Origin of the sequence: Cryobacterium sp. Y62 (assembly GCF_002929785.1) — a bacterium.
In the GTDB taxonomy this organism is placed as follows: Bacteria; Actinomycetota; Actinomycetes; order Actinomycetales; family Microbacteriaceae; genus Cryobacterium.
The window spans coordinates 14,714-35,656 of record NZ_PJJK01000084.1; the positions used below are offsets into that span (position 1 = coordinate 14,714).

Sequence of the window (20,943 nt, forward strand, 5' to 3'; positions counted from 1 at the left end):
GCCGGGCTCGGAATGCGGGTGCATTATAGATCATGGTTCCCGTTCCGTTAGGTGAGCCCGGAGAAGTTAGCTGAGGCGCAACAGCGGGTGCAGGCCCTTCGCAGTCTCCTGGGCAGACGGCAGCCCGGTCAGGGCGAGCCAGTTGCCAAGCATCCGGTAGCCGCCTTCGGTCAGGACCGACTCCGGGTGAAACTGCACCCCCAAAATAGGAGCAGTTACGTGCCGCAGCCCCATAATGACTCCGCCCTGCGTGCGCGACGTGACGATCAGGTCGCTCGGCACTGTCGACGCGACAACGGCTAGGGAGTGGTAGCGCGTTGCAGTAAACGGTTGCGGCACACCCTCATAAAAGTCACTGCCGTCATGCGTGATGAGCGAGGTTTTGCCATGCATGAGTTCTTCAGCATTGGTCACCGTGGCCCCGAAGGCCTCGGCGATGGCCTGATGGCCGAGGCAGACGCCGAACATGGGCAGGTTGGCCGTTAGCGACGCCTCGACGACGGCGACGGACACACCGGCATCTGAAGGCTTCCCGGGGCCCGGCGAGACGAGCACGCCGTCGTAGTCGGCAATCCGAGCGCCCGCATCGGTCTTCTCGAAGGAATCGTTGCGCACAACATCGGTGTCCGCGCCAAGTTCCATCAGATACCCGTTGAGGGTATAAACGAAGCTGTCATAATTGTCGATAACCAGAATTCGGGTCATGGGCCGTCTACCGTCGCTTCCTCGCTGTTGAGAATTCCATCGATCCACGGATACACCCAGGTGGCCAGCACGGCCAGTACGGCTACCAGCAGAATCAGGACCAGAATGATGCGCACCCAGATCGGTCCGGGTAGAACACGCCACAGTGCTGCGTAAATAAGAGCCTCCTAGCCCTGAGCGGCGATGATCGGTGCGAGCTCGGCGGGAGCGCCGGCCGAAAGTGGCTGCCACGACTCAAGCACGCCGTAGGCGATGATGCGTTCCGCAGTGGAATACAGCGGATTGCAACTAGTGAGCGTGATGATGCGGTCGACCGGGGGCCCGTCTGGATAGTTGGGAACGGATGCCAGTACCTGCACCTGCGACGGTGCCACGTATTCGGTATCGCGGTACCGGTAGGTGTAATAGCCGTCGGCCGTCTGCACGTAGATGGCGTCGCCGAGTTGCAGCTCGTTGATCAGGTGCATGCCACCGCCGAAGGCGCTGCGGTGCGCGGCAACGGCGAAGTTTCCAATCTCGCCAGGCATCTGCGTGCCGGGGTAGTGTCCGATGCCCAAACGGTTACTGTTCAAGACGTCATGGCCGGTGCCTTCGGCAATGCTGCGGTGGTAACTGTCACCAAAACGAGGTACATACAACACCGCGAAGGCAGTGGCATTACCGGGTGCAGCTGCAACGACGGGCTCGCCGTAGTCCACCGCCACGGGGGCCGTATCCGGTTCTACCGGGTCAGCCGTCGATTCGGGGAGCGGCGTCGACGTGTCCTGGGCGATCCAGTCTTGGCTGATTTCACTCGCAGCCGAGGACTGCGAATTGGCCATGATCATGTCATTCCACCACAACTGCCAGCCCAGAAACAGCAGTACGAGCGCGCTGGCCGTGATCAGCAGTTCACCGAGCACGCCCAAGACTGTGACTTTGCCAGACGGGCCTGTACTTGAGCGGTGCCGACCTTTGGTACCAGCGCCGGGCGACTCGGACCCATCGGGCACCGGCGCGGTGCGATCGTCTGCCTGTGGACACATAATTCGATTCTACTGACCTGAGTTGTGCCCGGTCCCCGCGTCACAGCCACGAAAACAGGCGGAGACGCTAGGATCGCAGAATGGCACGTAAGAATTCTCGCACCAAGCCCGCTCGCACCGAAGTTGCCCGCTCGAACGAGGACGCGCCCAACGCCGTCTGGTTCAAGCCGGTCATGTTCGGTTTTATGCTGCTGGGCCTGGCCTGGATCATCGTGTTTTACGTCAGTGGCAGCCAGCTTCCCATCGCGGGTCTCGGCGCCATGAACATACTGGTCGGCTTCGGAATCGCGTTCATCGGCTTTCTGATGACCACCCGCTGGCGTTAGTTCTGTCGCGCCGACAAGTCCCGAACCGCTCACGCACCGGTGATTAAGCGGATACTGCCCGGCTACCGAAATTCGGAAGCGCAGATAATGACACCGGTGTAATTATCCCCATGTGGATAGACCTGTGGATAACTTTCCGGTACTCCGGGTGGTCAGCCAATCGGGGCGAGCAAGCTCATAATTTTGAGGACTCCGATAACCACGAGAAGTGCGGCGACTCCCGTGATCAAGACCATCTGCAGCCCCTTTTGCGCTGGCCGCCGGGTACGCATGAGAACGAACCCGATGAGTGCGCCCCCGACTATGCCGCCGAGGTGAGCCTGCCAGGCGATCCCCGGAATGAAGCTCACGACCACGTTGATGCCGAGCAGGACCAGGAGCTGCTTCGAATTTCCGCCGAGACCGCGCTGAATGACTAAGAAGGCACCCATAAGCCCGAACAGGGCCCCTGATGCCCCAACGACGTAGGTGTACGGAGTAGCCAGCACCAGAACCCCGACCGACCCGGCAAAACCGCTGATCAGATAGAGCGCAAGGAAACGACCACGGCCGAGTACCCCTTCGAGCATCGGGCCGAAGATCCATAGCATGTACATGTTGAGCAGCACGTGAAACGGCAAGCCGCCTTGCGAATGCAGAAAAACACTGGTCAACATGCGCCACGGCTCAATGAGGGTGAGGGCCGGCGCGTATGCGAATCGTTGGGTGATCCCGAGGCCGGGGATCCATTGCAGGACGAAGACGAAGACGGTGATCGCGATGAGCGCGTAAGTCACCGTGGGTTGGCCGTTCCCGGTCAGCCGGGTGAGCACGGCAGGTTTGGTGCGGGGAGCGTTCTTGCGCTGCAGTTTCATGCATTCGGGGCAGATAACGCCCACAGCAGCCTGAGTCTGGCATTCGGCGCAAATGGTGCGCCCGCAGCGCTGACACAGGATAAAGCTCTGCCGCCCCGGATGGCGGTAACAAAAATTCGCCGCCGAGGCCGGCAGATCACTCATTCTGGTCTGCTTGTATGAGTTAGACGGACTCGACGGAGACGCTCTGAATGATGACGTCTTCCAGCGGGCGGTCGCGACCATCGGTGCCGACGGTCGCGAGCTTCGCGACGATTGCGCGGCTGTCCTCGTCTTCAACGGCGCCGAAGATGGTGTGCTTGCCCTGCAGCCAGGTGGTCGGCACGACGGTTATGAAGAACTGCGAGCCGTTGGTTCCGTGACCGCCCTGGATTCCCGCGTTCGCCATGGCGAGCACGTAGGGCTGGGTGAAGTCGAGATCGGGGCTGATTTCATCGTCGAACTGGTAGCCGGGGCCGCCAGTGCCCTGGCCGAGCGGGTCGCCGGCCTGGATCATGAAGTCCTTGATGATGCGGTGAAAAACGGTGCCATCGTAGAGCGGCGTGGTGGAGGCGACGCCTGTGGCAGGGTGCTTCCACTCGATTTCGCCGGTGGCGAGGCCGACGAAGTTCTTGACTGTCTTCGGCGCGTGATTGCCGAAGAGATTGACCTTGATCGGTCCGAGTGTGGTGTTCAGGGTGGCGACGGCGGTGTGCTTAGACATACTCCGATTCTTGCACAGCAACCGTCGCCTACCCTGATCGACCCCGTGCGCTTCCGGGACGTTCCCAGTGCATTCGCTGGCAAGACATCGATTGCGCGCCAAGGTTTCAGTGGCAAGATGGGCACTCAGTGGCAAGATAGATACACATTCGCCACACACGACATCGATGGAGGGTCCAGATGAGCCTGTCACGCAAGCGCCGCAAGGAACTCACTCGGCTGCGCAAAAGCGCAGACGAATTATGGAGCCACCAACAAGAGGTATTGGAGCGAGCGAACGTTCTCGCTCGCCAGGCCGGTCACCAGGCCGGCATTCTCGCCCGCGAAGAAGTTGCTCCGCGCGTTCGCGAGAGCTACGACCACTACGTACGTCCAGGCGTGAACGCCACCCAGGAAGCCGCAGACGGTGTTCGCCGCCGCGTGGTGAACGACGTCCTTCCCGGCATCGGTACCGCCATCGGCACAGTCATGTCGGTTGGTGACGTCGCGCGTGACGCCCGCGTGCGAGCTGCGCTGGGCCGCATCCGCTTGCAGAAGCCCGTCGTGGTCGAACCTAAGGGAGTGGGGGCCGGAACCTACTTCGCCCTCGGTCTAGCCGTCGTAGCCGCTGCAGGCGTCGCCTACGCCGTCTGGCAGACGTTCCGTGCCGATGACGAGCTCTGGGTGGCCGACGATGAGGTTGAACCGGGCGCGTCGCAGGAAGACTAGCGCCGCAACATTACCCGCTTGCAGGGTCCGCATCCAACCGGATGCGGGCCCTGCCGCGTTAACGGTCGTAACGGACCGCAGCAATCGCTACGATGCCATCTCACCGGATGTCCCGCTTGGTACGGAAAATAATCCCCAGGGGTACAAGAAAAGACCCGTCCGAAGACGAGCCTTGATTTGTGGAGCCACGGGGAATCGAACCCCGGACCTCCTGCTTGCAAAGCAGGCGCTCTACCAATTGAGCTATGGCCCCGTTTTCTCACCCCCGTGATAACGGGTGAGAGCTTATGAAGCTGGTGCTGCGTGGGGATACCGGGATTTGAACCTGGGACCTCTTCATTATCAGTGAAGCGCTCTAACCAACTGAGCTATATCCCCCTGTTGGGCAGATTGAAGACTATCGGAATCTGGCCGGAACCTGAAATCGAGTCATGCCGCGGTGAGGCGGAGTTGCTTGAATTAGGGTGTGAGGGCTGCTTCCGGGGAAAAACAGCCCTCGATTGTGCCTATAAAGCCTTGACGACCGCTTAGTTATTGGTGAATCCGACGAGCAGACCGCCGGTAATTTTGACGCTCAGGTTGTACAGAACGGCGTAAATGGCGCCAAGCGCGGTGATTACGACCAGGTTCAGCACGGCCACAACGACCGCGAAGCCCATAACGTTGCCGATCGAAAGAATAGCGGCAAGGTCGGCTGATTCTCCTGCCACGGTGGCGTACAGCTCATCGACACTGGTCAGCACTTGGGTCTGCACGAGCACGGTGTAGGTGAGGAAGGTAGCGACGATCGTGACGATCGCCAGGCATATCGCCACCAAAAACGACAGTTTCACGCTCGACCAGAAGTCAACGTAGACCAGTTTGAGTCGAACCTGCTTGCTCGTGGTCTTACGAGTGGACTTCTTGGCGAGCTTTTCGGCGACGCTACTCATTCGGTGTCTCTACTTTCCCTGAATCCGGGTGAGGAACAGCGCCGTCTGCGGCACTGCTGTCGACCGCACCAGCTGGCAGGTCGGTATCCGTCACGTCTTCTTCGTCGGTGGTTTCGTCCGTGGCGACCAGATTACGTTCAATGTTTTTCGCGATGGAAATGATTCTGTCTTCACTCGCAAACTTTGCGAAGACAACACCCATCGTGTCCCGACCCTTGGCCGGAACCTCGGCGACGTCAGAGCGTACCACCTTGCCACTGGCAAGTACCACAAGAACCTCGTCCTCGGGGTTGACGATCAACGAGCCGACCAGATCGCCGCGATCGTCGTTGAGCTTGGCCACCTTGATGCCCAGGCCGCCGCGATTCTGCAGACGATACTGGTCCGCCGCGGTGCGCTTGGCGTAGCCACCCTCGGTGACCACGAAGACATAACCGTCATCATTGATAACGGATGCGTCCAGCAGCGTATCCTCACCGCGAAAGTGCATCCCAATCACGCCGGAGGTGCTGCGGCCCATCGGGCGCAGCGCTTCGTCGGTGGCGGTGAAACGAATCGACATCCCCTTGCGGGACACCAGGAGCAGATCGGAATCATCTTCGACCAGCAGCGCGGAGACGAGTTCGTCGCCTTCACGCAGCTTGATCGCGATGATGCCGCCGGTGCGGTTGGTGTCGTATTCATGCAGCGCGGTCTTCTTGATCAGTCCGTCGCGGGTAGCTAGGGTCAGATACTGGGCCACCTCGTAGTCACGAATGTCAAGAATCTGGGCGATTTCCTCGCCCGGCTGCAGCGCGAGCAGGTTGGCAACGTGCTGGCCCTTGGCGTCGCGGCCGGATTCCTGAGCCTCGTAGGCCTTGGCCCGGTAGACCCGGCCGGTGTTGGTGAAAAATAACAGCCAGTGGTGTGTCGTGGTCACGAAAAAGTGTTCGACCACGTCGTCGGCGCGCAGCTGGGCTCCCTTGACTCCCTTGCCACCGCGATGCTGGTTGCGGTAGTTGTCGCTGCGGGTGCGCTTGATGTAGCCACCGCGCGTTACGGTGACCACCATCTCCTCTTCAGGAATGAGGTCCTCGAGCGACATGTCGCCGTCGAAACCAAACATTATTTCGGTGCGCCGGTCGTCGCCGAACTTCGCGGCGATCTCAGCAAGTTCCTCGCTGATTATCGTGCGCTGACGCTCGGGACTGGCCAGGATCGACTTGAATTCGGCGATCTGAAGTTCGAGTTCAGCAGCCTGGTCAATGATCTTCTGGCGCTCGAGGGCGGCCAGACGGCGCAGTTGCATAGTGAGAATTGCGTCAGCCTGAAGCTTGTCCACGTCGAGCAGGGCCATCAGGCCTTCACGAGCGTCGTCGACCGTGTTCGAGCGGCGGATGAGCGCGATAACCTCATCGAGAGCGTCCAGCGCCTTGAGGTAGCCGCGCAGAATGTGGGCATCTGCTTCAGCCTTATTGAGGCGAAACTGGGTCCGCCGAACGATGACCTCGATCTGGTGCGCGACCCAGGCGGAGATGAAACCGTCGAGGGCGAGCGTGCGCGGCACGCCGTCGACAATGGCCAGCATGTTGGCGCCGAAGTTTTCCTGCAGCTGGGTGTGCTTGTACAGGTTGTTCAGCACGACCTTGGCGACGGCGTCGCGCTTGAGCACGATGACAAGGCGCTGGCCGGTTCGACCACTGGTTTCATCGCGGATATCCGCGATTCCGGTGATTTTGGCGTCCTTGACCAGGTCGGCGATCTTGATAGCGAGGTTGTCGGGGTTCACCTGATACGGCAGCTCGGTGATGACGAGGCAGGTACGACCCTGAAGCTCCTCGATGCTGACCACAGCACGCATCGTGATCGAGCCACGACCGGTGCGGTAGGCGTCCTGAATGCCCTTGGTACCCAGGATTTGGGCGCCGGTGGGAAAGTCGGGGCCCTTGATGCGCTGGATCAGTGCTTCGAGCAGCTCGTCGCGGGTGGCGTCGGGGTTGTCGAGGTACCACTGGGCGCCGGCAGCTACCTCGCGCAGGTTGTGCGGCGGAATGTTCGTGGCCATACCAACGGCGATTCCGACCGAGCCATTGACCAACAGGTTCGGAAAACGGGCCGGCAGCACGGTCGGCTCGAGCGTACGGCCATCGTAGTTGTCCTGAAAATCGACGGTGTCTTCGTCGATGTCGCGCACCATTTCGAGGGCGAGCGGCGCCATCTTGGTTTCGGTGTACCGCGGGGCTGCTGCACCGTCATTGCCGGGAGAACCGAAGTTTCCCTGACCCAGCGCGAGCGGATACCGTAGGCTCCACGGCTGAACCAGACGCACGAGCGCGTCGTAAATCGACGAGTCCCCATGCGGGTGAAACTGACCCATCACGTCACCGACGACGCGAGCGCACTTGGAGAACGCCTTGTCCGGGCGGTAGCCGCCGTCGAACATGGCGTAGATCACGCGACGGTGCACCGGCTTCATGCCGTCGCGCACGTCGGGCAGCGCACGCCCGACGATGACGCTCATCGCGTAGTCGAGGTAGGAGCGCTGCATTTCCAGCTGCAGATCGACCTGGTCGATCTTGCCGTGCTGCACGAGGTGGGCTGCCGCAGCAGCCGCGTTCGCTGCCGTTATTTCGGGCGTATTCGAGTCGGAGTTGCCCGTGGTGTCATCAGATGTCAAGGAAACGCACGTCCTTCGCGTTTTTCTGGATGAAGTTGCGTCGAGATTCGACGTCTTCACCCATCAGGGTGGAGAAGATTTCGTCGGCGGATGCCGCGTCGTCCAGGGTGACCTGCAGCAGGGTGCGGGATTCGGGGGCCATTGTGGTTTCCCACAGCTCCTTGTAGTCCATCTCGCCGAGTCCCTTGTAACGCTGAATGCCGTTGTCCTTCGGGATCCGCTTGCCCGAGGCTGCGCCATCGGCAAGAAGGGCGTCGCGTTCGGCATCGGAGTAAACATATTCGTGCGGCGAGTTGGTCCACTTGAGCCGGTACAACGGCGGCTGCGCCAGATAGACGTAGCCGAGGTCGATCAACGGACGCATGTAGCGGAACAGCAGGGTCAACAGCAGGGTCGTGATGTGCTGACCGTCGACATCAGCGTCGGCCATCAACACGATCTTGTGGTACCGCACCTTGTCCGGGTTGAATTCTTCGCCCATCCCAGCACCGAACGCCGTGATCATGGCCTGAACCTCTGCGTTACCGAGGGCACGGTCGAGGCGAGCCTTTTCAACGTTGAGGATCTTGCCGCGCAGTGGCAAGATCGCCTGGAACTCAGGATTACGTCCCTGCACGGCGGAGCCGCCGGCTGAGTCGCCCTCAACAATGAAGATCTCGGACAAGGAGGGATCTTTGCTTTGGCAGTCCTTGAGCTTGCCCGGCATGCCGCCGCCCTCGAGCAGTCCCTTACGCCTGGCAGTTTCGCGGGCCTTGCGGGCCGCCATGCGGGCGTTCGATGCTTGCAGGGACTTGCGAATGATTTCTCGGGCCGAGTTGGGGTTGCGGTTGAACCAGTCGGTGAGCTGATCGTTGGCGACTTTTTGCACGAACGACTTCGCCTCGGTGTTGCCCAGTTTGGTCTTGGTTTGGCCTTCGAACTGCGGTTCGGCGAGCTTGATCGATACGACCGCGGTCAGTCCTTCACGCACGTCATCGCCGGTGAGGTTGTCATCCTTTTCTTTCAGGATGCCCTTCTCGCGGGCGTACTTGTTCACGAGCGTGGTCAGCGCGGCGCGGAAACCCTCTTCGTGGGTGCCGCCCTCGTGGGTGTTGATCGTGTTCGCGTAGGTGTGCACGCTCTCGGTGTAGGCCGTGGTCCACTGCATGGCCACTTCCAGCGCCATCTTGCGTTCGTGATCTTCCCACTCGAACGAAATGATTTCCTCGTTGACGAGGTCGGCCTTCTTGGTGCGGTTGAGGTATTCGACATAGTCGACGAGTCCCTGATCATATTTGAAGGTAGTACTGACGACCGTGCCATCGTCATTGCGGTGGGCTTCACGCTCGTCGGTGAGAGTGAGTCGCAGGCCTTTGTTCAAAAAGCCCATCTGCTGAAAACGAGCGCGCAGCGTTTCGTAGTCGAAATCGATCGTCTCGAAGGTTTCAGCACTCGGCCAGAAGGTAATCGTGGTGCCGGTTTCATCGTTCGCTTCGCCCTGTTCCAGGGGAGCGTTGGGAACACCGTTGGAGAAACTCTGGCGCCAAATATAACCCTGTCGGCGAACCTCGACCTCGAGGCGGCTCGACAGGGCGTTCACCACGGAGCTGCCAACACCGTGCAGGCCACCGGAAACGGAATAGCCACCGCCGCCGAACTTTCCACCGGCGTGCAGGACCGTCAGGACGACCTCAACGGTCGAACGGCCCTCGGCTTTGTGAATGTCGACCGGGATTCCGCGACCGTTGTCTTCGACGCGAATGGCACCGTCGGCCAGGATGCGAATATCAATTGTGTCGCAGTGCCCCGCCAGAGCTTCGTCGACGGAGTTATCAACGATCTCATAAACGAGATGGTGTAGTCCGCGCGGTCCGGTGGATCCGATATACATTCCGGGTCGCTTGCGAACGGCTTCCAGGCCCTCGAGCACTTGGATATCGTCTGCACCGTATTCGTGCTCCGGCTCCCGCTCCGCCACTATCGGGGATATATCTGGGGAGGTGCGTTCGGGTGTCGGTTCAACTGTCATCTGAAAATAGGCTCCTGACCATCGCACGGGCGACCATTCAGTCTACCAAATGGGGCGCGACCAACCGGCCATAATCGCCGTTTGACGCCTTTCGTTCAAGGGGTTGACCTTATTTGCTGAATCACCCGTAGGTATCGCGTGGACCACGCCCTGGAATTGATCTGGGACCCTTTTTCCAGGATGGGGCGTTGGGCCCCTGAAAACGAATCGATTGGATGCCGGCATCGGGGTAGCGGGTTGTGATGTGTTCCATGATAACGTTCCGCATCAGACGTAACTGGGTCGCCCAGGCAGTCGACTCGCAGTGCACAGTGAGAACGCCATCATCAATGCCCGCCGGGGTGGAATGCTTGGCGGTTTCTTCACCGGCCAACAGTATCCAGGAGGCGAGCAGTTCCGATTGAGCCAGTGGTGAATTCCAGCCGAGTTGCATGGTGAGGGAGTTGATGGTGTCGCCGAGGCCGCGGGGATCGCGCCCGATTCCAAAGGGCACACTCGAGCTGGCGGCAAGCGCAATGCGCTTACGGCCGCGGGTACGGCGTGCATTCGGATCGCCGAAGATACTCTTGAATCGCAGGTAGACCTGGCTGGCTTCACTGCCATCGGATTCCAGTGAATCACTGCTCTCGGGTGTTTCACGTGGAACATTCAGGTCAGTCATCGATGACCGCGCCGGCGTGAATGTGGATGGTGTGCGCCACCAGCGCTGGCGGAACGTCTTCCAATACAGCGGCCGTGATCAGAACCTGCTCAAACGACCCGATCGCCGCAGCCAGTCGGGCTCGACGGTCCAAATCCAGCTCGGCGAAAACGTCATCGAGAATCAGCACGGGATCCCCGCTCGCTGAATCCTGGCGTAATAGCTGAGCGGATGCCAACTTTAGCGACAGCGCAAACGACCACGATTCCCCATGGCTCGCGTAACCCTTGGCCGGTAGGTCGTTGAGTATGAAGACGAGGTCGTCCCGGTGCGGCCCAGCGAGGGTGATACCGCGTTCGAGCTCACGCTTGCGCAGTCCAATCAAAGCGGTACGAAAGATTTCACTGGTGGAGGACTCCATCGAACCCGGCTCGTCCGTCGAACCGGAGCCACCGAGCGCTGTGCCGTCGACGTCTTCGTCGGCGCCGAAAATACTCAAATTAGCCACCAGGGACGGTCCATGGTCCTCATTCACCACGGCACGATAGGCGGCGCGCAATGGATTGCCGAGCAGATGCACAAGTTTGGCACGTTCATCGATGATTTCTGATCCGAACTCGACGAGTCGTTCATCCCAGATGTCGAGAGTGGACAGCTGATTTCCACGCACACCGGAAGAGCGAGCCGACTTGAGCAAAGTATTGCGCTGCTTGAGTACGCGGTCGTAATCGCTGAGTACCGCAGCCAACCGCGGGGTCCGCAGCACCAGAAGTTGATCGAGAAACCTGCGCCGTCCAGAGGGATCTCCGCGCACGAGCGCGAGGTCCTCCGGAGCGAACACCACACTGGAGAAATAGCGAGGCAGGTCACGGGTCTTGATTATCGAACGATTGACCTGCGCCCGATTCTGTCCAGTGCGGTTGAGCTGTACCTCGGCCAGGATGTCGCGACCGTTGTATTCGAGTCGCGCCCGGATGATGCTGGCGTCCTGCCCGGCCCTAATCATGGCCTTATCGGTCGAAACCCGATGCGAGCCCAGGGTACTCAGAAAACCGAGAGCTTCGACCAGGTTCGTTTTTCCCTGGCCGTTACGACCAACGATGAGATTGGGCCCGGCGTTGAATGAAACCTCAGCCGTCGCATAGTTGCGAAAGTCGGTAAGTGAAAGATGGGTGACCCGCACTGGCGTTAGCGCAACAGGAGGTTGGGCTGAAGCAGATACTTGTAGCTGTCAGCTCCGGCCTGCTCGCGCGAGGTTTGGCTAGTGATCAGTACGGGTCCGGGCTTGTTCGGGTTTTCCGTTTTGGTGAACGAAATCCGCACGAATTCGGAGTGCACTGCGCTGAGCCCATCGAGCAGAAACTGTGGCTTGAGCGACACAACGGTTTCCGTGCCGGAGAGAATCGCGTCGATTGTCTCCGAAGCCTGGGCTTGTTCGGAACCGACGGCTTCGAGGGTGACTCCATCGGTGGCGAAGGTGAAACGCAGCGCAGCTTCACGCTCAAGCACGAGCTGTACCCGGCGAGTGGCCTCGATCAAATCGGCCGTATTCATGACCGCGTAGTTGTCCACCGTCTCGGGGAACAACCGACGAACCGGGGGAAAGTTGCCCTTGATCAGCAACGACGTGACGGTTTTCTTGTTGGCTGTGAAGGCGATAAGTTCGCGGTCGTCGCTGTTGGTAATCGACACCGAAATGACTCCGCTATGGCCAAATGTCTTTCCGACTTCCTGCAGGGTGCGTGCGGGAACGAGCGCCGTGATGGTCTCTTTAGCCGTGTTGCTGCCCGGATCCCAGTCGATTTCACGAACGGCCACACGATAACGGTCAGTGGCAACGAGGCTCAGACTGTTTTCGTTGATTTCCAGTTGCACTCCGGTGATGACGGGCGTGACATCATCACGGGACGCGGCGACAGCCACTTGGGCGACAGCAGCGGCAAATTCTTCGGCCGGCACGAGACCGGACTGGGTACTCACCTGCGGAATGTTGGGATATTCCTCAACCGGCATAGAGAGGAGGGTGAAGCTGGCTGAGCCGCAACTGACTTTGATCCGTGAATTTTCCGTGGAAAAACGTACCGGTGCGTTAGGCAGGCGGCTGGCAATCTCGGCCAGGAGACGTCCGGAGACGAGTACCTTGCCCGGTTCTTCGATTTCGGCAACGATCTCGGTCTGAGCAGAAACTTCGTAGTCGAAGGACGAGAGGATCAGGCCCGTTGCCGTTGCTTCGATGAGGACACCGCTGAGGATTGGCAGGGTCGTTCGCTGGGGTAGAAGTTTGACGGCGAAGGAAACTGCTTCGCTGAAGACATCCCGATTTGCCTGAAATCTCACGATGTCATTCCTTAGCATTGCGAAAGCGGAAGGGTGGGCCTCAATGCTAGCTGGGTTCACCGACCGGTTCGTTACCGTGCGCAATCGGTGGCCTCGGCAGTGAAGGTTGTCGGCGAGAGAAAGGTTAAAGAATTCTTGTTAATCTTCTTAACCGTTGTGGAAACTGTGGATAACTCTGTGAAAACGGCTCAGGCACTGGAAACTACACATTTGTAACTTGTGGGCGACCTGTGGAGGTTTGTGATTCGTATGCGCAAGCGCAACCCTTGATAATTACAAGTTTCTACAGGCAGGCCGCGAGTTTCTACAGGCGGCGACCGGTTGTGTGAGTTGATTCCACAGGGTTATCCACAGGTGTGAAAACTAAGAAAAATTCGACCCCTGCGGGTCATACTCAGTTGAGTCCGCCGCGAGGGGCAGAAAAACGTACCGTTGGGGCTTCCTTGTAGCGGTGATCCTGCTTCCGCGAGGGGTCACTGTTCTTGGTGTGGAGACCTACTTGTAGCGGTGATCCTGCTTGATGCGGTTGGTTAATTCGGTGACCTGGTTATAGATTGACCGCCGCTCCTTCATGAGCTCACTGATCTTTTTATTGGCGTACATCACGGTCGTATGGTCACGATTGCCGAACAGCTGCCCGATTTTGGGCAGGGAGAGGTTCGTGAGCTCACGACACAGGTACATGGCGATTTGGCGAGCCGTGGCGATCGCCTGGGAACGACTCGAACCGTACAGGTCGTCGACCGAGAGCTTAAAGTAATTAGCCGTGTTGGTGATGATGTCGACCGGGGCAATGACGTTGTCTTCGTCCAAAGTGATGAGGTCTTTCAAGACCGTTTGAACGAGGTCCATGTCCACTGGAGTCCTGTTCAGGCTGGCGAACGCGGTGACCCGAATCAGGGTTCCCTCCAATTCGCGAATGTTGGACGATACCTTCGACGCCATGAACTCAAGGATGTCGTGGGGCACCTGTAGTTTCTCGCTCTGGGCCTTTTTGCGCAGAATGGCGATACGAGTCTCGAGGTCTGGGGCCTGGACATCCGTTATCAAACCCCATTCGAACCGGCTACGCATGCGGTCTTCAAAACCGGTGAGGTGCTTCGGCGGCAAGTCACTCGTGATGACCACCTGCTTGTTGTGGTCATGCAGGGTGTTGAAGGTATGGAAGAAAGCCTCCTGGGTCTCCGCCTTGTTCTGCAGAAACTGGATGTCGTCAATCATCAGAATGTCGATATTGCGGTATCGAGCCTGGAATGCCGAACCACGGTTGTTGGCGATTGAGTTAATGAAGTCGTTGGTGAACTCTTCGGAGCTGACATAACGTACGCGGATGCCCGGATACAGGCTCATGGCGTAGTGACCGATCGCGTGCAGAAGGTGGGTCTTACCCAGCCCGGATGATCCGTAGATGAACAGCGGGTTGTAAGCCTTGGCCGGCGCTTCAGCCACGGCAACGGCTGCCGCATGAGCGAAGCGGTTGGATTGCCCGATGACGAAGTTGTCAAAACTGTACTTGGGGTTGAGTCGGGTCTCGTGTGGTTGAGCGGGTACGGCACCCTCAAACACCGATTGCGGCGGCGCCGGCGTAATGACGTCGGGTGGTGTCATCGTCTGCTGAACCGGACGCAATGACTCCTGCTCAAGTTCGGGATTCACGACCACGTAGAACGTAGACACCGCAGTGGCCTCGTCAAGCTGGCCCATTGCGGTCAGCAGGGGAACCCGCATCCGCTGATTCAGCATGCTGGCCGTGAATTCGTTGGGTACCTCCAGATAAAAGGTGCCAGCGGCGATACCTTTCGGCTCGACCAGACTGAGGAAGCCATAGAGCATGGGCGTGATCGTGGCGTCGGACTCCAAGCTGGTCAGAACGGACCGCCAGGTTTCGGCTATTGGCGCTTCGATGTCTGCCATGGTTCCTACAATCTGTGTGGTTCGGGATATCGCTATTCAACTGTGACGGCCGGTGTCCCTTCGCTCGGGTGGTACCGGTACGTTCGTCAGGACTGCATCAAAGTTATTCACCGCTTGTGTACAAAATCAGCCGAATTCTCAGGTTTGCGTCACCAACCTGTGGATAACTTGTCTTTACGGTAGTCAATCCCGGTCGTCGAGGCTAATTTTGCCTTTCCTACACCCGGCCATTTGGTTTCTGCGTTGCAGTCATTATTCTGGAGAATCCCTCGATTCGCGCGCTGAGTTTGACCAGACGTTGCCAAGGCCGTAGTTTTAATCAGTTGACCCCATCCCGCGGGCTTCCAACTTCTGTGCGCGCTGCTTTTCTGGCCGAAGGGAAATTGGCCAGCGGTGATTCAAATACGTGGAGATTGAACTATGAGCAAGAGAACCTTCCAGCCGAACAACCGCCGTCGCGCCAAGGTGCACGGCTTCCGTCTGCGCATGCGCACCCGTGCGGGCCGCGCCATTCTCGGTGCTCGCCGTCGTAAGGGTCGCACCGAACTTTCCGCGTAGGCCAAAGTCTCCGTGTAGATTCGTGATGGTCGCCAGGTTCTCGTGCTCGCTCACGTAAATCGCGTCACGAGCGGTAGTGACTATCAGGGCGTTGTTCGACGCGGTGTGCGGATCGTTGGTACGCACACCATTCTTTATGTTCGCTCGAACCCGATTCACACGGATGCTGTTGACCCGGTTCGCTTCGGATTCATCGTCGCAAAGAATGTGGGTGACGCCGTGAGACGCAATCTCGTTCGCCGCCGCCTCAAGGCGGTCACGTTTGAGCTGCTCTCCGCGGTGATACCGGGAACGGATGTCGTCATTCGTGCTTTGCCGACGGCTCGCGATGCCGCGTGGCAGACGCTGCACGATGAGGTTCAACGTTCACTGGCTCGCCCACTTCCGGTTCGGAAGGGCAGTCAGGGCTAATGAGTCCCGTGCTCACAACGATTATTTTGCTGCCCCGTAACGTGGGCGTGCTCGTTCTTCGCGCATATCGCACCGTGATTTCTCCCCTGTACGGGGACGTATGTCGGTTTTATCCGTCTTGCTCGGCCTATGCACTCGGGGCCGTTCAGGAACACGGACTAGCGTGGGGGTCTGCCCTCGCCGCGCGCAGACTGAGCCATTGCCATCCGTGGTCTGAAGGCGGCATTGATGATGTACCGCTCAAAAGTAAACGTCGCTTTCGTGTGACGTCGTTCGGTTTTGTTGTCGCACCTAGCCACGGAAAGGGCTAACCCACAGTATGGACCTCATAGGTACGATCCTCTGGCCTCTGAAATGGGTGGTCGAACTGCTGCTCGTTGCCTTCCATGGGCTGTTTTCCCAGCTGGGAATGGACTACGACGACGGCCTGACCTGGGTGCTCTCCATCGTGGGTCTAGTGATCGTGGTGCGCGCCGCGCTTATTCCCATCTTCGTTCGGCAGATTAAGAGCCAGCGCAAGATGCTTGAAGTTGCTCCGCAACTCAAGAAGATTCAGGACAAGTACAAGGGCAAGAAAGACCAGTTCTCCCGCGAAGCCATGTCCCGCGAGACTATGGCGATGTACAAGAAGACGGGAACCAACCCGCTGAGCTCGTGCCTGCCGCTGTTGCTACAGATGCCGATCTTCTTCGCGTTGTTCTCGGTACTCAATGACGCCCAGCGTTCCAACGCCGGCGTCGGCCCGCTCGACCAGAGCCTGGCCGAGAGCTTCGGTAATGCGAAACTATTCGGCAATGCCCCGCTGCACGACACCTTTGCCTCGCAGTGGTCGCTGTGGACGGCCGGTGACCCCTTCAACGGCACTGTCATGATTATCGCGGCCACCATGGTCGTGTTGATGACGGCGTCGCAGTTCATCACGCAACTGCAGATCGTCTCCAAGAACATGTCGCCGGAAACCAAGGCGAGCCCCATGTTCAAGCAGCAGCGCATTATGCTCTACCTGCTCCCCCTCGTCTTCGCCTTCTCCGGTGTCGCGTTCCCGCTCGGCGTCATGTTCTACTGGCTCACCTCCAACTTCTGGACCATGATTCAGCAGTTCTTGGTCATCCGAAATATGCCGACCCCCGGCAGTGAGGCCGCCAAGGCTCGTGAAGAGCGCATGGCCCGCAAGGGCAAGCTCATCGGGACCGATGGTGACATCATTGTGGTAGACGAACCCGCCAAGCCTGTGCAGCGTCAACAGCCGGTCGGCAAGGCTCGCGCCAAGAAGCAAACCGGCCCGAAAAAGTAGTGGAGATCACCGTGACGGAAAAGATCAGCCTCACCGAGGTTAACAACAGTGAGTTCGATATCGCTGCGGCCACTGCTGTCGAAGGCGACAGCGCGCTCCCCTCACATAGTGCCACAACGGATGTGTCCGCCGACGTTCCAGAAACGGGTTCCGTCACGACCACCGAGGCTCCCCTCACGACCGATCAACTCGAACGTGAGGGCGACATCGCTGCGGACTATATCGAGGAATTCCTTGACATTTGCGACCTCGACGGAGATATCGACATTGATGCTCGCAATGGTCGGGCCTACCTCTCGGTCAAGGCGTCCGACGCGGACAACCTACGGGTGTTGTCCAAGCCAGAAACAGTCACCGCGTTGCAAGAACTAACCCGCCTGGCGGTACAGAACAAGACGGGATCATTCTCCCGTCTCATTCTCGACATCGGCGGATCTCGTGAGGCTCGTGAAGTTGAGCTCGCGGCGCTCGTTACCCGGGCCATCGCCCGCATCGAGGCCGGCGCGACCGAGGCCGCCCTGCCTGCCATGTCGTCCTACGAGCGCAAACTCGTGCACGACCTCGTGTCGACGAGCGGATACCGATCCGAGTCATCCGGCGAGGGTCGCGACCGCCATACCGTCATTACCGCAGCGTAGTCCGCGCGCCTTATGTCGGAGTCAGCTACACCGGGACCGAGCGCATCAGAACCGCTAATACCGGGGGCCATCGAGCCTGAGCTCGTTGAACTCGAGAAAGAACCGGCGGCGGCTGCGGAACTGTTCGGAGCCCAGCTCGACGTGGTCCGGGCTTTTACGCATAATTTAGCTGATCAGGGCGAAATACTGGGTTTAATTGGTCCGCTGGAACTCCCCCGGCTGTGGTCGCGCCATATTCTCAATTGCGCCATCGTTGCGCCCTTGCTGCGCCCTGGGATCGTAGGCGACGTCGGGTCCGGCGCCGGCCTTCCCGGCCTCGTTCTGGCCATTGCCCGCCCCGATATAACGTTCTTTCTCATCGAACCGATGGAACGGCGGGTTGTCTGGCTGAAAGATCAGGTAGCGGCATTGGACTTGGATAATGTCACCGTGCTGCGGGCGCGTGCGGAGGAAGCTCGACTGGAACACCCGCTTGACCAAGTCACAGCAAGAGCCGTGAGCGCTTTCGGTAAGCTGATTCCATTGACTGCACCCTTGCTGCGCTCTGGCGGGGAGTTCATTCTCATGAAGGGCGAAGGCGCTCAGCGAGAAATCGACGCTGCAGCGAAACCCATTCGCAAGTACGGGCTGCGCGACGTCGAGGTCATCACCCTCGGTGCTGGCATACTACCGGAGGTAACCCGGGTCATCCGGGCTACAGTGGACTAGTCTCGAATGCCGCGAGCATTGGTGTTCGGGAGTCCCTTTCGGGTGGCTCATCAACCGTCGAACGTAAAGGTTTCACGTGAAACATCCTGCTGAAGATCAGCGCGTTGCCAAGGCGGCCGGGATCGACGCCGCACCGCCGCTCGCCCGTGAAATTGCTGAGCTGACTCGGCGGCGGCAGGTGATTGCCGCTGGGGAACTACCCAAACCCGAAAAGACCCGGGTGCTGACCATCTCTAATCAGAAGGGTGGTGTTGGCAAGACTACGACGGTCGTCAATCTTGCCGCGGCCCTTGCTCGTCAAGGAGCCCGGGTGCTGGTCATTGATCTGGACCCGCAGGGCAATGCTTCGACCGCTCTGGGTGTTGAGCATCGTGCCGAAACGCCCAGCGTGTACGACGTCATCATCAACGACATGCCCATGATCGAGGTAGTCCAGAAGAGCCCTGAATTCGGTGCCCTGTTCTGCGTACCGGCGACGATTCACCTGGCCGGTGCCGAGATTGAACTGGTCTCCCTCGTCGCGCGCGAACAGCGTTTGCGTCGCGCCCTCGATCTATACCTCGCCGAGATGACCGAGCCCTATGATTATGTCTTCATTGACTGCCCACCGTCCTTGGGACTGCTCACCATCAATGCGTTTGTGGCGGCGCGAGAAGTGCTCATTCCCATTCAGTGTGAGTATTACGCACTCGAGGGGTTGAGTCAGTTGCTCAAGAACATCAAACTGATTGAGAAACACCTCAACCCGGATCTGGTCGTGTCGACGATTCTGCTGACCATGTACGACAGTCGCACTAATTTGGCGACACAGGTAGCCAAGGAAGTGCGTGATCACTTTCCCAACGAGGTGCTCAGTACGGCAATTCCGCGCTCTGTGCGGGTTTCTGAGGCCCCGAGCTACGGTCAGAGCGTCGTCAGCTATGACCTGAACTCCGCAGGATCGCTCTCCTACCTTGAAGCAGCTGCTGAAATGGCCCATCGAGGGGCACCGAGACCAGCAGGTCAGCCCCAAACGAAAGAAAAGTACTAATGGCGAAAAGAACCGGTCTTGGTCGCGGTATTGGTGCACTCATTCCGGTACAGGATGACGCTTCGGCTCCGCGTCCGGTCGACGTTTTCTTTCCCCGCGCCGTGAACATTGAAGCGGATGCGTCCCCCGTGCTGGTTCCCGTGCCGGGAGCGCGACTCGCGCACCTCAACCCGCGAGACATCGTTCCCAACCGGGCCCAGCCGCGCACCATCTTCGATGAGGACGACCTCGCCGAACTCGTGCACAGCATTCGTGAAGTCGGAGTACTGCAGCCCATTGTTGTGCGACCATTGCCCGATGAACCCGGCAAGTATGAGCTCGTCATGGGTGAACGCCGGTTACGCGCTACCAAAGAGGTGGGGCTCGACATTATTCCGGCCGTCGTTCGCGACACGGCCGACGTGGACATGCTGCGCGACGCACTGCTGGAAAATCTGCACCGAGCGCAGCTGAATCCGCTCGAAGAAGCATCCGCTTATCAGCAGTTGCTGGCGGATTTCGGCATCACGCAGGAAGAATTGGCAAGTCGGATCGGTCGCTCGCGTCCGCAGATCACCAATACTCTGCGCTTGCTTAAACTACCGGAAGGGGTTCAGCTGCGTGTCGCAGCCGGGGTGCTGTCGGCCGGCCACGCTCGAGCGATTCTCTCCGTCGGGGACCAGGCCGGTATGCTGCGCCTGGCCGAAAAAATTGTCGAGGAGGACCTATCGGTTCGTGCGGCGGAGGCAGCAGCAGCGGCTAGTCCCAAGAAAGTTCTTGCGAAGCCGTTGCCTGGACGACGCCAAGGACACCTCGATGAGATCGCTGAACACCTCGGAGACCGGCTTGATACTCGAGTCAAGATCAAGCTGGGCGCAAGAAAAGGCCAGATCACGGTTGATTTCGCGACAATCGGTGACTTGAACCGTATTCTAACCGTTCTGGGAGAGCCCGGATTCAGCGCGAGCTAGGCAGCTTTTTTCGTCGTACCGTTTCACGTGAAACGTCGACGGATCGGGCCCCCAGCCGATCACAGCAGCTCGGTGCACGGTTGAGGCTGCGCCGGCTTCTGTTCTGGCTTATTTTGCAGCGGGCTACGCACTTCTCAACTGAGACGTCGAGTGTCTTCCTGGGGATACCGCGAAGAGTGTTCGTAGTCTCCCCAAGAAATCATTGAAACTGGCATCCCTCGAATAGCTCGTCGTCATTAGCGCTCGTTGAGCCGAAGTTTGTCCGGCTTTAAATGCGCTCGTATCTGCTGACCTGGACCCGCCGATGATGTTTCACGTGAAACGCGCCTATTCCCCCCGCCGGAAGGTCCCTTGGCAGTCTCGACGAACCGCCTGTGGCCGGCGCCGCGCGTTGTTACCACGTGTGGAGCCATACCCTTGTTATTGGTCGGTCTTGTCGAAATCGCCATTGTCTTACTGGGTCCACTACCGGTGGACGCGCGTTATTCAGGGCAGGTTTTATAGCTGGCGTTGGGCGATGTAGCCGGACCAGTCGCGGGCGGCCAGG

At 59.2% G+C, this 20,943-nt stretch carries 21 protein-coding genes and 2 tRNA genes; 10 read left to right on the forward strand and 13 right to left on the reverse strand.

The window, feature by feature from the left end; genetic code table 11:
• Positions 1 to 66 precede the first annotated feature (66 nt).
• Entirely contained in the window at positions 67 to 705 is a 639-nt protein-coding gene (locus tag CXY71_RS03995) for an aminodeoxychorismate/anthranilate synthase component II (protein ID WP_104134397.1), read from the reverse strand.
• Positions 706 to 872: 167 nt separating this feature from the next.
• Positions 873 to 1,730, reverse strand: coding sequence for a class E sortase (locus tag CXY71_RS04000; protein ID WP_104134398.1), 858 nt, complete (start codon positions 1,728 to 1,730; stop codon positions 873 to 875).
• 80 nt (positions 1,731 to 1,810) lie between these two features.
• Between CXY71_RS04000 and CXY71_RS04005 the strand changes: the two genes are divergently transcribed.
• The gene (locus CXY71_RS04005; protein ID WP_092448026.1) at positions 1,811 to 2,056 is read left to right on the forward strand and encodes a cell division protein CrgA; all 246 of its coding nucleotides are present in this window, start codon (positions 1,811 to 1,813) and stop codon (positions 2,054 to 2,056) included.
• Positions 2,057 to 2,208: 152 nt separating this feature from the next.
• Here CXY71_RS04005 and CXY71_RS04010 read toward each other — a convergent pair whose 3' ends face one another.
• Together CXY71_RS04010 and CXY71_RS04015 are read right to left on the reverse strand one after the other, a co-directional pair.
• The gene (locus tag CXY71_RS04010) at positions 2,209 to 2,910 is read right to left on the reverse strand and encodes a rhomboid family intramembrane serine protease (protein WP_368665851.1); all 702 of its coding nucleotides are present in this window, start codon (positions 2,908 to 2,910) and stop codon (positions 2,209 to 2,211) included.
• Between the two features lie 163 nt (positions 2,911 to 3,073).
• On the reverse strand, positions 3,074 to 3,613 hold the full coding sequence (locus CXY71_RS04015) for a peptidylprolyl isomerase (protein ID WP_104134400.1): 540 nt from the start codon (positions 3,611 to 3,613) through the stop codon (positions 3,074 to 3,076).
• A 179-nt stretch (positions 3,614 to 3,792) separates the two neighbouring features.
• Here CXY71_RS04015 and CXY71_RS04020 point away from each other — a divergent pair, with 179 nt between their 5' ends.
• Positions 3,793 to 4,320 carry a hypothetical protein gene (locus tag CXY71_RS04020; protein WP_104134401.1) on the forward strand — a complete coding sequence of 176 codons (528 nt, stop codon included), beginning with the start codon at positions 3,793 to 3,795 and terminating at the stop codon, positions 4,318 to 4,320.
• A 180-nt stretch (positions 4,321 to 4,500) separates the two neighbouring features.
• On the opposite strand, the gene CXY71_RS04025 is transcribed toward CXY71_RS04020, so the two are convergent.
• From CXY71_RS04025 to dnaA, 9 genes are all read right to left on the reverse strand, one after another.
• Positions 4,501 to 4,573 (reverse strand) — tRNA-Ala (locus tag CXY71_RS04025).
• 51 nt (positions 4,574 to 4,624) lie between these two features.
• Positions 4,625 to 4,698: transfer RNA gene (locus CXY71_RS04030), tRNA-Ile, on the reverse strand.
• Positions 4,699 to 4,847: 149 nt separating this feature from the next.
• A complete protein-coding gene (locus CXY71_RS04035) occupies positions 4,848 to 5,252 on the reverse strand; it encodes a DUF3566 domain-containing protein (protein WP_104134402.1) in 405 nt (134 codons plus the stop codon).
• Positions 5,245 to 7,860, reverse strand: coding sequence for a DNA gyrase subunit A (gene gyrA / locus CXY71_RS04040; protein WP_233198518.1), 2,616 nt, complete (start codon positions 7,858 to 7,860; stop codon positions 5,245 to 5,247). The genes CXY71_RS04035 and gyrA overlap by 8 nt, the downstream gene beginning before the upstream one ends.
• A gap of 37 nt (positions 7,861 to 7,897) precedes the next feature.
• Positions 7,898 to 9,916, reverse strand: a complete 2,019-nt coding sequence (gene gyrB / locus CXY71_RS04045; protein WP_104134404.1) for a DNA topoisomerase (ATP-hydrolyzing) subunit B — start codon at positions 9,914 to 9,916, stop codon at positions 7,898 to 7,900.
• 121 nt (positions 9,917 to 10,037) lie between these two features.
• Positions 10,038 to 10,577 carry a DUF721 domain-containing protein gene (locus CXY71_RS04050; RefSeq protein ID WP_104134405.1) on the reverse strand — a complete coding sequence of 180 codons (540 nt, stop codon included), beginning with the start codon at positions 10,575 to 10,577 and terminating at the stop codon, positions 10,038 to 10,040.
• A complete protein-coding gene (gene recF / locus CXY71_RS04055; protein WP_104134406.1) occupies positions 10,570 to 11,739 on the reverse strand; it encodes a DNA replication/repair protein RecF in 1,170 nt (389 codons plus the stop codon). Before recF ends, CXY71_RS04050 begins: the two co-directional genes overlap by 8 nt.
• A 5-nt stretch (positions 11,740 to 11,744) precedes the next feature.
• The gene (dnaN, locus tag CXY71_RS04060; protein ID WP_104134407.1) at positions 11,745 to 12,893 is read right to left on the reverse strand and encodes a DNA polymerase III subunit beta; all 1,149 of its coding nucleotides are present in this window, start codon (positions 12,891 to 12,893) and stop codon (positions 11,745 to 11,747) included.
• A 495-nt stretch (positions 12,894 to 13,388) separates the two neighbouring features.
• Positions 13,389 to 14,807 (reverse strand): chromosomal replication initiator protein DnaA, encoded by a 1,419-nt coding sequence (gene dnaA, locus CXY71_RS04065; RefSeq protein ID WP_104134408.1) that lies wholly within the window; start codon positions 14,805 to 14,807, stop codon positions 13,389 to 13,391.
• Positions 14,808 to 15,227: 420 nt separating this feature from the next.
• Between dnaA and rpmH the strand changes: the two genes are divergently transcribed.
• The 8 genes from rpmH (at position 15,228) to CXY71_RS04105 (ending at position 20,396) form a co-directional block, all read left to right on the forward strand.
• The gene (gene rpmH, locus CXY71_RS04070) at positions 15,228 to 15,365 is read left to right on the forward strand and encodes a 50S ribosomal protein L34 (protein ID WP_010204566.1); all 138 of its coding nucleotides are present in this window, start codon (positions 15,228 to 15,230) and stop codon (positions 15,363 to 15,365) included.
• Positions 15,366 to 15,407: 42 nt separating this feature from the next.
• The gene (gene rnpA / locus CXY71_RS04075) at positions 15,408 to 15,776 is read left to right on the forward strand and encodes a ribonuclease P protein component (protein WP_104134409.1); all 369 of its coding nucleotides are present in this window, start codon (positions 15,408 to 15,410) and stop codon (positions 15,774 to 15,776) included.
• Positions 15,776 to 16,087 carry a membrane protein insertion efficiency factor YidD gene (gene yidD / locus CXY71_RS04080; protein ID WP_104134410.1) on the forward strand — a complete coding sequence of 104 codons (312 nt, stop codon included), beginning with the start codon at positions 15,776 to 15,778 and terminating at the stop codon, positions 16,085 to 16,087. The genes rnpA and yidD overlap by 1 nt, the downstream gene beginning before the upstream one ends.
• Positions 16,088 to 16,095: 8 nt before the next feature.
• Positions 16,096 to 17,070 (forward strand): membrane protein insertase YidC, encoded by a 975-nt coding sequence (yidC, locus tag CXY71_RS04085; protein ID WP_104134411.1) that lies wholly within the window; start codon positions 16,096 to 16,098, stop codon positions 17,068 to 17,070.
• A 122-nt stretch (positions 17,071 to 17,192) separates the two neighbouring features.
• A complete protein-coding gene (locus CXY71_RS04090; RefSeq protein ID WP_104134416.1) occupies positions 17,193 to 17,708 on the forward strand; it encodes a R3H domain-containing nucleic acid-binding protein in 516 nt (171 codons plus the stop codon).
• Between the two features lie 12 nt (positions 17,709 to 17,720).
• Positions 17,721 to 18,416, forward strand: coding sequence for a 16S rRNA (guanine(527)-N(7))-methyltransferase RsmG (rsmG, locus tag CXY71_RS04095; protein WP_104134412.1), 696 nt, complete (start codon positions 17,721 to 17,723; stop codon positions 18,414 to 18,416).
• Between the two features lie 76 nt (positions 18,417 to 18,492).
• Entirely contained in the window at positions 18,493 to 19,446 is a 954-nt protein-coding gene (locus tag CXY71_RS04100; protein WP_104134413.1) for a ParA family protein, read from the forward strand.
• Positions 19,446 to 20,396 (forward strand): ParB/RepB/Spo0J family partition protein, encoded by a 951-nt coding sequence (locus tag CXY71_RS04105; RefSeq protein WP_104134414.1) that lies wholly within the window; start codon positions 19,446 to 19,448, stop codon positions 20,394 to 20,396. Before CXY71_RS04100 ends, CXY71_RS04105 begins: the two co-directional genes overlap by 1 nt.
• The last annotated feature ends 547 nt before the right edge of the window (positions 20,397 to 20,943 follow it).

What these genes read in the sequence shown, in the direction of transcription:
- CXY71_RS03995 (WP_104134397.1), bottom strand. Translation starts at nt 705, where the DNA reads ATGACCCGAATTCTGGTTATCGACAATTATGACAGCTTCGTTTATACC.
- CXY71_RS04000 (WP_104134398.1), bottom strand. Translation starts at nt 1,730, where the DNA reads ATGTGTCCACAGGCAGACGATCGCACCGCGCCGGTGCCCGATGGGTCC.
- CXY71_RS04005 (WP_092448026.1), top strand. Translation starts at nt 1,811, where the DNA reads ATGGCACGTAAGAATTCTCGCACCAAGCCCGCTCGCACCGAAGTTGCC.
- CXY71_RS04010 (WP_368665851.1), bottom strand. Translation starts at nt 2,910, where the DNA reads ATGAAACTGCAGCGCAAGAACGCTCCCCGCACCAAACCTGCCGTGCTC.
- CXY71_RS04015 (WP_104134400.1), bottom strand. Translation starts at nt 3,613, where the DNA reads ATGTCTAAGCACACCGCCGTCGCCACCCTGAACACCACACTCGGACCG.
- CXY71_RS04020 (WP_104134401.1), top strand. Translation starts at nt 3,793, where the DNA reads ATGAGCCTGTCACGCAAGCGCCGCAAGGAACTCACTCGGCTGCGCAAA.
- CXY71_RS04035 (WP_104134402.1), bottom strand. Translation starts at nt 5,252, where the DNA reads ATGAGTAGCGTCGCCGAAAAGCTCGCCAAGAAGTCCACTCGTAAGACC.
- gyrB (WP_104134404.1), bottom strand. Translation starts at nt 9,916, where the DNA reads ATGACAGTTGAACCGACACCCGAACGCACCTCCCCAGATATATCCCCG.
- CXY71_RS04050 (WP_104134405.1), bottom strand. Translation starts at nt 10,577, where the DNA reads ATGACTGACCTGAATGTTCCACGTGAAACACCCGAGAGCAGTGATTCA.
- dnaA (WP_104134408.1), bottom strand. Translation starts at nt 14,807, where the DNA reads ATGGCAGACATCGAAGCGCCAATAGCCGAAACCTGGCGGTCCGTTCTG.
- rpmH (WP_010204566.1), top strand. Translation starts at nt 15,228, where the DNA reads ATGAGCAAGAGAACCTTCCAGCCGAACAACCGCCGTCGCGCCAAGGTG.
- yidD (WP_104134410.1), top strand. Translation starts at nt 15,776, where the DNA reads ATGAGTCCCGTGCTCACAACGATTATTTTGCTGCCCCGTAACGTGGGC.
- yidC (WP_104134411.1), top strand. Translation starts at nt 16,096, where the DNA reads ATGGACCTCATAGGTACGATCCTCTGGCCTCTGAAATGGGTGGTCGAA.
- rsmG (WP_104134412.1), top strand. Translation starts at nt 17,721, where the DNA reads ATGTCGGAGTCAGCTACACCGGGACCGAGCGCATCAGAACCGCTAATA.
- CXY71_RS04105 (WP_104134414.1), top strand. Translation starts at nt 19,446, where the DNA reads ATGGCGAAAAGAACCGGTCTTGGTCGCGGTATTGGTGCACTCATTCCG.